This is a genomic window from Hydrogenophaga sp. T2, from assembly GCF_049843535.1.
Classification (GTDB): Bacteria; Pseudomonadota; Gammaproteobacteria; order Burkholderiales; family Burkholderiaceae_C; genus Hydrogenophaga; species Hydrogenophaga crocea.
The window spans coordinates 306,919-319,370 of sequence record NZ_JBBHZJ010000003.1; the positions used below are offsets into that span (position 1 = coordinate 306,919).

Below are 12,452 nucleotides of genomic sequence, written 5' to 3' on the forward strand. Positions count from 1 at the left end.
AGCACCATGAACGACGACACCCTGCTCTCGGCGAAGAACCTCAGCGTGCGCTTCGGCGGCGTGCTCGCGGTCAACAACGTGAGCTTCGACGTGAAGAAGGGCGAGGTCTTCACCCTGATCGGCCCCAACGGCGCGGGCAAGACCACGGTGTTCAACCTCATCAGCCGCATCTACACGCCCACCACCGGCAGCATCGACTACGCGGGCCCGAACGGCGCGCTGCGGCTCACCGACCAGCCGCCGCACGCGATCGCGGGCCTGGGCATCGCGCGCACCTTCCAGAACATCGAGCTGTTCGAACACGCCACCGTGCTGCAGAACCTGCTGATCGGACGCCACACGCACCGCCAGACCGGGCTGTGGAGCGAGATCTTCTTCACGCGCAAGACGCGCGCTGCCGAGATCGAAGCGCGCGAGCGCGTCGAGCACGTGATCGACCTGCTCGACCTGCAGCACCACCGCGAGAGCATGGTCGCCGGCCTGCCGTATGGCGTGCGCAAGGTGGTCGAGCTCGCGCGCGCGCTGTGCACCGAGCCGCGGCTGCTGCTGCTCGACGAGCCCTCCTCGGGCCTGAACGTGGAAGAGACCGAGGACATGGCCTTCTGGATCACCGACATCAAGAACGAGCTCGGCATCACGGTGCTGATGGTCGAGCACGACATGAGCCTGGTCTCCAAGGTGTCCGACCGCGTGCTCGCCATGAGCATGGGCACCGAGCTCGCCACCGGCACGCCGGCCGAGGTGCAAAGCCACCCGGGCGTGATCGAGGCCTACCTGGGCAGCGTGGACGACGTGTCCAGCCTGCGCCGCGAAAACGCCAAGGTGTCCGCATGAGCGTGCCCACTTCCGACGCGCCCGTTCTCAAGCTCTCCAACGTGGAGAGCGCCTACGGCCCGATCAAGGCCATCCGCGGCGTGAGCCTGCAGGTGCGCCGCGGCGAGATCGCCACCGTGCTGGGCAGCAACGGCGCGGGCAAGACCACCATCCTCAAGACCATCAGCGGCATCATCGATCCGCGCAAGGGCACGGTGGAGTTCAAGGGCGAGAACATCACCGCGCAAGACCCGGCGCAGATCGTGCAGCAGGGCCTGCTGCACGTGCCCGAGGGGCGCGAGGTGTTTCCGCTGCTGAGCGTGCGCGACAACCTGCTCATGGGCGCCTACACCCGCAAGGACCGCGAGGGCGTGGCGCGCGACATGGAAGCGGTGTTCGCCTACTTCCCGATCCTGAAAGAGCGCGCCGCGCAGGACGCCGGCCTGCTCTCGGGCGGCCAGCAGCAGATGCTCGCGATCAGCCGCGCGCTCATGGCCAACCCCGACCTGATCCTGCTCGACGAGCCCAGCCTGGGCCTGTCGCCCAAGCTCACCAAGGAGATCTTCGAGATCGTGGTGCGCATCAACCGCGAGCGCGGCACCACCATCCTGCTGGTCGAGCAGAACGCCAACATGGCGCTCAACGCGTCCGACTACGGCTATGTGCTCGAGAACGGCCGCATCGTGATGGAAGACACCTGCGCCCGCCTGCGCGAGAAAGACGACATCAAGGAGTTCTACCTCGGCATGAAGGAACAGGGCGTGCGGGCCGACCGGCGCTGGAAGAAAAAGAAGAACTGGAGATAAGGCATGAGCAACCTCTGGGACCTCTCTCACATCCAACCCGAGACCCGCGTGGTGCTCGAAGGCGAGACCATTCCCGCGATGTTCTGGAATGGCGTGAAGGCGCGCGGCCCCCACGTGTGGATGCGCCAGAAGGACTTCGGCATCTGGCGCAGCTGGACCTGGGACCAGACCGGCGCCGCGGTGCGCGAGATCGCGCACGGCCTGATGGCGCTGGGCTTCGCGCCGCGCGAGACCGCGTCCATCCTGTCGAACACCACCATCGAATGGGTGCTGGCCGACCTCGCGGTGCTGAGCGCGGGCGGCGTGGCCAACGGCATCTACCCCACCGACGCGGCCGAGCAGGTGCACTACCTGTGCGAAGACTCGCGCACCACGGTGCTGTTCGTGGAAGACGACGAGCAGCTCGACAAGGCGCTCGAGGTGCGCGATCGCCTGCCGCTGCTGCGCAAGATCGTGGTGGTCGACATGGACGGTCTGCGCGAGTTCCGCGACGAGCAGGTGATGAGCCTGGACGCGCTGCGCGCGCTGGGCCGCGAGCACCTGAAGGCGCATGCGGGCGAGCTGGCGCAGCGCGTGGCCGGCGTGAAGCCCGAAGACCTCGCGATCCTGGTCTATACCTCGGGCACCACGGGCAAGCCCAAGGGGGCCATGCATTCGCACAAGGGCCTGGTCTACACCGTGCGCGGCTACAACACGCTGATCTCGCGCGACCAGAACGACGAGTGCATGTGCTTCCTGCCGCTGTGCCACATCGCCGAGCGCATGGGCGGCGAGTACTTCTCGCTCTACACCGGGGCCAAGCTCAACTTCGTCGAAAACCCCGAGACCGTGCCCGAGAACGTGCGCGAGATCGCGCCCACGGTGTTCACCGCCGTGCCGCGCGTGTGGGAGAAGTTCTACTCGGGCGTGATGATCGCGCTCAAGGAAGCCGGCCCGGTGCAGCAGGCCACCTACGCCTGGGCCATCGGCGTGGGGCAGCGCGTGGCCGACCTCGTGCTCAAGGGCGAGCCCGTGCCCGAGAGCCTGAAGCTGCAGTTCAAGCTCGCGCGGCTGCTCGCGCTGGACAACGTGCGCAAGCTCATCGGCATCCACCGCTCGCGCTTCCTCGTCACGGGCGCAGCGCCGATCTCGCCCGACCTGGTGCGCTGGTACCTCGCGCTGGGCGTGCCCATGCTCGAGGTCTGGGGCATGACCGAGACCTGCGGCGCGTCCACCGGCATCCCGGCCGACCGCATCAAGCCCGGCAGCATCGGCCCCGCGGCCCAGTACAACGAGGTGCGGCTCGACCCCGCCACGGGCGAGATCCTGGTGCGCGGGCCCAACGTGTTCATGGGCTACCTGAACCTGCCCGAGAAGACCGCCGAAACGCTCGACGCCGACGGCTGGCTGCACACCGGCGACGTGGGCACGGTCGACGCGGACGGCTTCTTCCGCATCACCGACCGCATGAAGGACATCATCATCACCGCGGGCGGCAAGAACATCACGCCCAGCGAGTTCGAGAACGAGCTCAAGTTCTCGCCCTACATCACCGACGCGGTGGTCATCGGCGACCAGCGCAAGTACCTCACGGTGATCATCATGATCGACCAGGAGAACGTCGAGAAATTCGCGCAGGACAACGACATCCCGTTCTCCAACTACGCCAGCCTCACGCGCGCGCCCGAGGTGCAGCAGCTGATCCAGGACGTGATCGACGCGGCCAACAAGAAATTCGCGCGCGTCGAGCAGGTCAAGAAGTTCTGGCTGCTCGACACCCAGCTCAGCGCCGAAGACGAAGAGCTCACGCCCACCATGAAGCTCAAGCGCAAGCTGGTGCAGCAGAAGTACGCCGAGCAGATCGAAGCCATGTACCGCTGACGCGGTCTCACCGGAGTCCCCTTCCATGACCCTTCGCCACACCCTGACCGCCCTTGCGCTCACCCTCGCCGCCGGCGTCGCCCTGGCCCAGCCGCAGCAGGGCGTGAGCAAGGACGAGATCGTCCTCGGCTCCATTCAAGACCTCTCGGGCCCGCTGGCCGGTTTCGGCAAATCGATCCGCCTGGGCATGCTGCTGCGCGTGGACGAGATCAACGAGCAGGGCGGCATCAACGGCCGCAAGATCCGGCTGCAGATCGAGGACAGCAAGTACGACCCGCGCAACGCCGTGCTGGCGGCGCAGAAGCTGGTCAACCAGGACAAGATCTTCGCCATGGTGGCCCACCTGGGCACCGCGCAGAACATGGCCGCCATGCCGGTGCAGTTCCAGAAGAACGTGGTGAACTTCATGCCCGTGACGGCCGCGCGCGAGATGTTCGAGCCGCTGCACCGCCTCAAGTTCGCCAACGCCACGCCCTACTACGACCAGGTGCGCGTGTTCCTGCCGCAGATCGTGAAAGAGAAGAAGCCCAAGGCCGTCTGCGCGATCTACCAGGACGACGAGTTCGGCCTCGAGGTGCTGCGCGGCGCCGAAGAAGGCCTCAAGGCCGTGAACATGCAGCTGGTGGAGAAGACCTCGTTCAAGCGCGGCGCCACCGACTTCGCCTCGCAGGTCGCGCGCATGAAGGCCTCCAACTGCGACTTCGTGGTGCTGGGTACCATCATCCGCGAGACCATCGGCACCATCGCGACCGCGCGCAAGATGGACTTCAACCCGGTGTTCTTCGGCACGCAGGCCGCCTACACCGACCTGATCCACAAGCTCGGCGGTCCGGCCATGAACGGCCTGTACGCCACCATGGGCACGCAGCACCCCTACCTCGACGAGGCCTCCCAGCCCATCCGCTTCTGGGCCAACAAATACCAGACCAAGTTCAACGAAGACCCCAACGTCTTCTCGGTGTACGGCTACAACGCCATCGACCTGTTCGCGCGCGCCGCGGGCAAGGCCGGTCCCAACCTCAGCACCGACAGCTTCGTGAAGGCCATGGACAGCATGACCGTGCCGCCCGACATCTTCGGCACCGCACAGCTCACCTACTCGCCGCAGAAGCGCATCGGCAGCATGGCGGTGCGCCTGTCGCAGATCCAGGACGGCCGCTGGAAGGTCATCTCGGACTACGTGACCCAGTGAGCCCGGCGCACGGCGCCGGGAAGGGTTTTTCCGCATCACCGGGCCGGTGAAACGGCCCATCATCCCCGCGGGGACCACACCTCAGGAGACATCGGCAATGAAGAAGATTCCATCGGGCCTGATCGGCGCCGCCGTCGTGCTGACCGCCACCCTGCCCCTGGCCACCGGCGCGCACGCGCAGGCCTCGCAGGGCGTGAGCAAGGACGAGATCGTCCTCGGCTCCATTCAAGACCTCTCGGGCCCGATCGCGGGCTTCGGCAAGCAGGTGCGCCTGGGCATGATGCTGCGCGTCGACGAAGCCAACGAGCAGGGCGGCCTCAACGGCCGCAAGATCAAGCTCATCGTCGAAGACTCCAAGTACGACCCGCGCAACGCGGTGCTCGCGGCGCAGAAGCTGGTCAACCAGGACAAGATCTTCGCCATGATCGGCCACATCGGCACGGCGCAGAACATGGCCGCCATGCCGGTGCAGTTCCAGAAGAACGTCATCAACTTCTTCCCCGTGACGGCCGCGCGCGAGATGTACGAGCCCTTCCACAAGCTCAAGTACAGCTTCGCCGCCACCTACTACGACCAGATGCGCGTGGCCGTGCCCATGCTCGCCAAGGAGAAGGGCTCGAAGAAGATCTGCGCCATGTACCAGGACGACGAGTTCGGCCTGGAAGTCAAGCGCGGCGCCGAAGACGGCCTGAAGGCCGCGGGCATGGCGATGGCGGCCGAGACCACCTACAAGCGCGGCGCCACCGACTTCGCCTCGCAGATGCAGAAGCTCGCGTCCGAGCAGTGCGACATGGTGGTGCTGGGCACCATCATCCGCGAGACCATCGGCGCCATCGCCACCGCGCGCCGGCTCAACTTCAACCCGACCTTCATCGGCTCGAGCGCGGCCTACACCGACCTGATCCACAAGCTCGGCGGCCCCGCCATGAACGGCCTGTACGCCACCATGACGGTGCAGCACCCCTACCTCGACTCGGCCTCGCAGCCGATCCGCTTCTGGGCCACCAAGTACCAGACCAAGTTCAACGAAGAGCCCACGGTGTTCTCGGTGTATGGCTACAGCGCCATGGACGCCTTCATCCGCGCGGCCACCAAGGCGGGCAACAACCTCACCACCGACAGCTTCATCAAGGCCATGGACACCATGACCATCCCGCCCGACATCTTCGGCAGCGCCGAGATGACCTTCAGCCCCACCAAACGCCTGGGCAGCAACGCCACGCGCATGTCGCAGCTGGTGGACAACCGCTGGAAGGTCACCACCGAGTACATGAACACCAACGCTTCGAAGTAAACCCGAACGAAGCCCGCGCTGCCCGGCCCACGGGCCATGCGCAGACACCGCCGCGGCGCGAGCCCCGGCGGTTTTTTTTCGCCCCTGGCGGATGCCCCCGGGGGAACCCGGTCAGCGCCACAGGCACTCAGGCGCCAAGGTGCCATCGCGCGCACCCTCCGCCCACCCCAACCGCCCAGGCATGAACCACATCTCGCTCTCTTTTTCGAAGCAAGCCAGCCATTCCCCGTCGAATTCGCCGTCGCACTCGCCGCCGAAGCAGCCCGCGCCATCCGCGCGGCGCCCCACCGACCTGAGCAACCTGCTCACCACGCCCCGCACGCCGCAGCCGCTCGACCCGGACGGCGGCTGGCCGATTCAGGCCGACGCACCCGACAACACGCCGACGACGGCCAGCGAACCCCCGGCAGCGCGGTCCGTTTCGCCACCGCAAACCCGGTCCGGCGCCGGCGCTCCCACGCCCATGCAGACGCTGCAGCTCGTGAGCCGCATCGAGAACGGCCTGAACAATATCCAGGGCTGTCTGAGCGACCCGCACTGCCCGCTGTGGCGCATGCAGGCGCTGCACCAGCAGATGGACGAGGCCCTGCGCGCCCTGATGGCGCGCGAGAAGACCGCCGAGCATTGGATCCGAACCCGGCAACTGCTCACCCGGTTCAAGCAGCAGTGCGAGCGCGCACAACACCGCTACCCGCACACCTTCGCAACGATCGAGCAGGCCGCCTGGAGGCAGGCCTATGCAACCTATTGCCCCGCCGATGTGCGAGGCCTTCTGGCGCGCAGGCCCGTGCTCAACGCACAGGCGCTGATGCCGCTGCCGAGCGCCCGGCCCCCCTTGAAGCGCCGGCTGAGCGACCCGATCGAGCCCTTCGCTCCATGTCAGGCACCCCACCCCGAGGGCTTCGACACCGCGAGCCAGATGCAGGCCCTGGCCTTCAGGTTGAAGCGCGCACTCGAAGACAACACCCAGGTCGATCAGGCCGTGCTGGCGCTGCGCCAGTTCCAGACCGAGCACCCGCAGGCCCCGGTCGCGGGCTGGATCGTGCAGCTGCAATGGTCGGCCTTCGATCGCCTGGCCGAGCGCTGGCCCACCCCCCTGCCCTTCTGAGGCCGCCGTCGCCGGCGTGTTCGCATGAAACGCTCCTCTTCGCTCCACGGCCTGCCGCCGTCCCAGGCCCAAGCCCGGGCCCCATCGGGGCCGATGTGGCAGCCACCGCCCGCGCCGCTGCAGCCCCCGTGGCTGGCCGACCTCGGCAACCACCTGCGGCGGCGCAACCAGCTCACCCACGCGATGTTCGGGCCGCGCCTGACGCCGCCGGCGCTCGAGCGCCTGATCACCGAGGCCGAGGCCTTCAACGACGCAATCCGGCGGCTGCAGGCGCACCACGACGACCCCGGCGTGTGCCTGCCCATCGCGCCCGCACAGATCGAACGCGCACGCTTCGTCTGCGACCCCCGCGCGCGTCCCGAGGCCGACGCTGCGCCGGTGCACGAGCGGGCCGGCGGCGCACCGCGCATCGCCATGCCCGACGACGTGGCCCTGCTTATGCAGCGCTTCGACGCGCTCGATCTCTGGGGTCCGCTGAGCGATGCCCCTCCCCGCTGGATCGGCGAAGGCCTGGCCTGTCTCGCGCGCTGGGTGCACGAAGGCGCCGATCCCGCAACGGCCTGGGCGCTCCTGCTCGTCGACCGGCTGCAAGCGGCGTTCACCGCCCTGCTGCTCTCGGGCCACCAGACGCTGGCAGGGCTCGAGCGCCTGCGGCCCGCGCTGAATGCGTTCGCGGCCCTGTGCGAACAGGCGCAGCAGCAGCGGCCCGACGCCAGCGCCTTAGAACCCCCGGGCCGCGAACTCGTGGGCCGGGCCTGGGCCATCGCGCGCGCTACCGCGGCGGCGCAGCGCCACGAGCCCGACCCGCGCAGCGCGCTGGACCACGACACCCAGGCCCTCGCCCGGGCCCTGGCGCAGCGCGACAACCGGCTCGTGCTGCAGTACCGCAACCGCGTGCAACACGGCCTGCACCTGCAAGGCCTGGCGCCCACCGAGGAACAGCAGACGCTGATCGCGCAGGCCCAGGCCCGGGTGGGCCTCGTGCCGCAAACAGCCCCGCGCTCGCGTGCGACATTCGATTCACACTAGACTCGCGCGCATGACCTGCACCCCGGCCACCCCCGACTTCGCCAGCCCCCACGCGCTGCGCACGGTGGCCGCACGCCCCTGCTCAGGCCCGTGCATGGCCCTTCGCGGCCGATGCCCCATGGCCGCACATTCCTGAGCCCGGCGATCGCTCCCCTCCCCCCTCTGCACATTCCTTCCATCGCCGGGCCCTGACACCCCGTGCGTAGCCCTGGCCTGACCGCCGTGCGGTCGCGGCCCCTGGAAGGAGTCCCCCGTGTCTCTCACGCTCCGGCACGAGCGCGCGCCGGGCGCACAGCCGCGCCCCCGCCACGTTCCCGAACCCCCGCCCCGCCCACCGCTGCTGGTGCTCACCCCGCTGCGCGCCGGCACCGGTGAGCACCTGCACCAGGCCGCGCGCCTCGCACGCTCGCTCGACACCGGGCTGCGCCTGGCCTACTGCGCCGACCCCGGCCATCCCGCGCCGGGCGATCCGCTCGCGCGGCTGCAGCAACGCGCCCGCGCGCTGCGGCGACGCCACGCACTCGCCGTGGACGTGGTGGACACCCCCGTGCGCCAGCGCGCCGAGTTGCTGCGCCTGGCCCGCAGCGCCACCCTCACCTGCCTGGTCGACGCGGGCCCGGCCCCGCACGGCCGCGGCCGTGGCCTCGCCGAGCGGCTGCTCACGCCACTGCTGCGCGCGCGCACCGGCCCGGTGTGGGTGATCCGCCGCGCGCCCACGAACGGCAACGGCCACAAAGCCGTGCACTGCCTCACCCGGCTCGACCCGGCCGAGTCCGCGCTGCTGCCCTGGGCGCGCGTGTTCGCGGCGCAGCGCCCGCTGCGGCTGGTGCACGTGCTGCACACCTGGCTGCCGCCCGACGACCCGAACGACAGCGTGGCCCTGACCGTGTTCGACCACATGCTGCGCGAGCGCCGTGTGCAGGCCCACCGCGCCATCGAAGCCCTGGCCGAACCGCTGCGCACCACCGGCTGCGCCCCCGGCCACACCGTGCTGTTCGGCGACGTGCCCACCGAGCTCGAAGCCCACCTCGCACGCAGCGCCCCGGGCACGCTCGTGATGGGCCACACGCCCCGCCCCTGGTGGCCGCTCGCCCGGCCCCGCGCGCGCCAGCTGCTCGCGCTGGCCGACGACACCGTGGTCGTGCCGCTGCCCGCGCCCTCGCTGCGCGAGGCCCTGTCGAACGCCCTGCGCCGCGGCCTCGACCGCGTGCTGGGGCCGACCTGAGGGGCGCGGCATGGAACTCTCCAAACGGATCATCAAGGCCAAAGGCCCCTGCGCCGACGGCTTTCGCTGGCTGCTGCGCCACCACCCGCAGGGCCACGACTACCAGCCCCTGCTCGACGCCCTCGTGGCCGACGGCCGCGTGGAAGACGCGTGCTGGCTGCTCACCCAGTTCGGCCCCACCCAGGCCGTGCTGCAGCTCGACAGCTTCGCGGGCGAGGCCCTGGTGTTCGCGGGCAGCGTGCAGGTGCGCCAGGGCGTGGACGTGCGCGGCCTGGTGCGCGTGGGCGGCACGCTGCGCGCGGGCGGCGACATCCGCGCCGGCGCGGCGCTCGGCGCGGGCGAGGCCATCGTGGCCGGCGGGCTGGTGGAAGCCGCCAGCGTGGACAGCGGCGGCGACCTGCAGGCCGGCGCGCTGCATGTGGACGGGCCCGTGCGCGTGCGCGACCACCTGCGCGTGGCGCGCGACCTGGTCTGCCAGCGCGAGCTGGCGGTGGGCGCGCAGGCCAGCGTGGGCGGTGTGCTCATGGTGCGCGGCGACCTGCGTTGCGAACGCAGCCTGCGCGTGCGCGGCGTGCTGCAGGCCGACGGCAGCGTGCGCGTGGGCGATGGCCTGCTGGGCGACGACGCGGTGCACTGCGGCCGCCACCTCGACGCGGGCTGGGGCATCAAGGCGGGCGGCGCGATCACCGCGGGCGGGGCCATCCGCGCCGGCGAAAGCCTGAGTGCGCGCGGCGAAATCCGCGCAGGCGATGGCTATGGCGTGTACGCCGGCCTGTGCGTGCCGCGCGAAGACTGGGCCACCAGCGCGCGCGTGGTGGCCGCGCAATTGCCCGAGCACCTGCTGAGCGGCCATTGGTTCGAGGAGCGGCTGGAGGGCGCGTTATGACCGCCTGGGCCCTGGACCCGCGCGGCTTCTTCAACCGCTGGCAGCGGCCCGCGGAACTGCGTATCGACGTCGAGCTGCCCGGCGAGCAGGTGCACAACGACCTGCACCGCCTCGGCCGGCGCCTGCGCACGCCCGGCGACACCCTGCACGGTATCGCCACGCTGCCCGTGCCGCTGCGCGGTCTGGTGCTGCGCCACCGCGAGGCCGACGGCGAGCACTACGTGTACGCGCAGGACACGGGCCTGCAGCGCCTGGCCGGCTACACCGTGTTCAACCGCCTGATCGAACTCGACCGCCGCGCCGACCGCGTGCTGCGCAGCCCGCACACCAAGATCGCCCCCGAATACCGCCGCCACGGCATCGCGAGCGCGGTGTACGGCTGGGCGCTGGAACAAGGCATGTGCCTCATCAGCGGACCGCGGCAGTCACCGGGCGCACACGCGCTGTGGCGATCGCTGGGCCGCCGCCACCCGCTGCGCTTCGTGCGGCTGCAGGACAAGCGCTTGACCCTGCTCGGTGATGCGGTGAGCGAAGCGGTGCTGGAGGACTTTCACACGCGGATGGTGTTGTGGGGAGCGGGGTGGGATGAGGGGCGGTTCGGGGCGGCGGTGGGGGCCACGCCCCATCGAACCGCGCCTTGTGCCCGCCCCCATCACCCCCCGATCCGCGTCTGCGACTGCTCCCGCATGTACTGCGGCAAATAGTGGAACGAGGCCAGCGCCTTGCCCGTGCTGCCCGAGCCCTTCCAGCCGCCGAAGGGCTGGTAGCCGGGCCAGGCGCCGGTGGTGGCGCCCAGCGGGCGGTTCACGTAGGTCACGCCGGCTTCGATGTGGTCGAGGAACCAGGCGACCTCGTCCTCGGCGCCGAAGAAGCCGGCGGTGAGGCCGAAGGGGCTGGCGTTGGCTTCGGCCATGGCCTGTTCGGCGTGGTCCACGCGGCCGATCATCACCAGGGGCGCGAACATCTCGCGGCGCCACAAGGGGTGGTCCAGCGGGGCTTCGGCCACCACGGGCGCGCAGTAATGGCCCTGGGTCGCGTCCGCGGGCAAGGGCCCGCGGGCCACGATGCGCGCGCCCGGGCCGCTGAGCTCGCGCACACAGGCCGCGTGGCGCGCGGCCGCGGCGGCCGTGGCCACGGGGCCGGTCCAGCTGGTCTGCAACTGCGGTTCGCCCACGGCCAGGGCCTGCACCGCGGTTTGCAGGCGTTCGATGAGCGCGTCGGCCACCGTGCGGTCCACGTACACGCGCGAGAGGGCCGAGCATTTCTGGCCCGACATGCCGAAGGCCGAGCGCACGATGCCCTGCGCGGCCACGTCGAGGTCGGCACGCGCGGTGACGATGGCCGCGTTCTTGCCGCCCATCTCGGCGATGCAGGGCCTCGGCCAGGCGCGCTGCGCCTGTGCGCGGTAGATGCGCATGCCAACCTCGTACGAGCCGGTGAAGGTGATGCCACCGATGCCGTCGTGCCGCATCAGGGCCTCGCCCACGGTGCCGCCGTCGCCCACCAAGGCGTTGAACACGCCATCGGGCAGGCCCGCGTCCTTCAGGCACTGCGCGAGCAGCAGGCCCGACCACGGCGTCTCCACCGACCCCTTGAGCACCACGGTGTTGCCCGTGATGAGCGCGGCAGCCGTGGGCCCGCCCGCGAGCGCGAACGGGTAGTTGAAGGGCGCGATCACGGCCCACACGCCATAGGGCTTCATCACGCTGCGGTTGCGGCTCACCAGGTGGGGCAGCGGGTCGTTGGGCAGCGCGTGGTCGAAGCCGGCGTGGTCTTGCATCTGCTGCGCGTAGATGTCGAAGAAGGCGCTCACCTCGGCCACCTCGCCCAGGGCTTCCATGCGCGTCTTGCCGACCTCGAGCGAGACGATGGCGGCCATCTCGTACAGGCGCTCGTCGACCAGGCGCGCGGCGCGGCGCAGCAGGGCCACGCGCTCGGGCCAGGGCGTGGCGCGCCAGGCGGGCCAGGCGCGGCGCGCGGCGGCCACGGCCTGGTCCACATCGTCCACCGAGGCCAGCGCGAAACGGCCCAGCAGCTCGCTCAGGCGCGCGGGGTTGTGGCGTTCGATGGTGGCCGCGCGCGGCACGAAGGCGCCGTCGAGGAACAGGCCATGGGTCTGGCCGAGCCGGTGTTGGCGCACCGCCGCCAGCGCGGCGTCGAAGCGCTGGTGCAGCTCGGGCGGCGGCGCGAACATCGTGGAATAGGTCAGTTTGAAGTCGCTCATGCCATCGCCCGCGCG

11 protein-coding genes are annotated in these 12,452 nt (G+C 70.1%); 10 read left to right on the forward strand and 1 reads right to left on the reverse strand.

Features of this window, described 5'->3' with window-relative positions; translation table 11 throughout:
* Positions 1–6 precede the first annotated feature (6 nt).
* The 10 genes from WDZ95_RS08500 to WDZ95_RS08545 all read left to right on the forward strand — a co-directional run bounded on the left by WDZ95_RS08500 (position 7) and on the right by WDZ95_RS08545 (position 10,917).
* Positions 7–834 (forward strand): ABC transporter ATP-binding protein, encoded by an 828-nt coding sequence (locus tag WDZ95_RS08500; RefSeq protein WP_425777701.1) that lies wholly within the window; start codon positions 7–9, stop codon positions 832–834.
* Positions 831–1,619, forward strand: coding sequence for an ABC transporter ATP-binding protein (locus WDZ95_RS08505; RefSeq protein ID WP_425777703.1), 789 nt, complete (start codon positions 831–833; stop codon positions 1,617–1,619). Before WDZ95_RS08500 ends, WDZ95_RS08505 begins: the two co-directional genes overlap by 4 nt.
* A gap of 3 nt (positions 1,620–1,622) precedes the next feature.
* Positions 1,623–3,479 carry an AMP-dependent synthetase/ligase gene (locus WDZ95_RS08510; RefSeq protein WP_425777705.1) on the forward strand — a complete coding sequence of 619 codons (1,857 nt, stop codon included), beginning with the start codon at positions 1,623–1,625 and terminating at the stop codon, positions 3,477–3,479.
* Between the two features lie 25 nt (positions 3,480–3,504).
* Complete coding sequence (locus WDZ95_RS08515) at positions 3,505–4,671, forward strand: ABC transporter substrate-binding protein (RefSeq protein ID WP_425777707.1); 1,167 nt, start codon at positions 3,505–3,507, stop codon at positions 4,669–4,671.
* A gap of 97 nt (positions 4,672–4,768) precedes the next feature.
* Positions 4,769–5,965 carry an ABC transporter substrate-binding protein gene (locus WDZ95_RS08520; RefSeq protein WP_425777708.1) on the forward strand — a complete coding sequence of 399 codons (1,197 nt, stop codon included), beginning with the start codon at positions 4,769–4,771 and terminating at the stop codon, positions 5,963–5,965.
* 181 nt (positions 5,966–6,146) lie between these two features.
* Complete coding sequence (locus WDZ95_RS08525) at positions 6,147–7,073, forward strand: hypothetical protein (protein ID WP_425777710.1); 927 nt, start codon at positions 6,147–6,149, stop codon at positions 7,071–7,073.
* A gap of 24 nt (positions 7,074–7,097) precedes the next feature.
* Positions 7,098–8,102 (forward strand): hypothetical protein, encoded by a 1,005-nt coding sequence (locus WDZ95_RS08530; protein WP_425777712.1) that lies wholly within the window; start codon positions 7,098–7,100, stop codon positions 8,100–8,102.
* A 253-nt stretch (positions 8,103–8,355) separates the two neighbouring features.
* Positions 8,356–9,327 (forward strand): hypothetical protein, encoded by a 972-nt coding sequence (locus WDZ95_RS08535; RefSeq protein ID WP_166227595.1) that lies wholly within the window; start codon positions 8,356–8,358, stop codon positions 9,325–9,327.
* 10 nt (positions 9,328–9,337) lie between these two features.
* Positions 9,338–10,213, forward strand: coding sequence for a hypothetical protein (locus tag WDZ95_RS08540; RefSeq protein ID WP_425777714.1), 876 nt, complete (start codon positions 9,338–9,340; stop codon positions 10,211–10,213).
* Positions 10,210–10,917, forward strand: coding sequence for an N-acetyltransferase (locus WDZ95_RS08545; protein WP_425777716.1), 708 nt, complete (start codon positions 10,210–10,212; stop codon positions 10,915–10,917). The genes WDZ95_RS08540 and WDZ95_RS08545 overlap by 4 nt, the downstream gene beginning before the upstream one ends.
* Here the strand turns inward: WDZ95_RS08545 and WDZ95_RS08550 are convergent.
* Positions 10,866–12,437, reverse strand: coding sequence for an aldehyde dehydrogenase family protein (locus tag WDZ95_RS08550; RefSeq protein WP_425777718.1), 1,572 nt, complete (start codon positions 12,435–12,437; stop codon positions 10,866–10,868). The genes WDZ95_RS08545 and WDZ95_RS08550 overlap by 52 nt on opposite strands.
* Between the last annotated feature and the right edge of the window lie 15 nt (positions 12,438–12,452).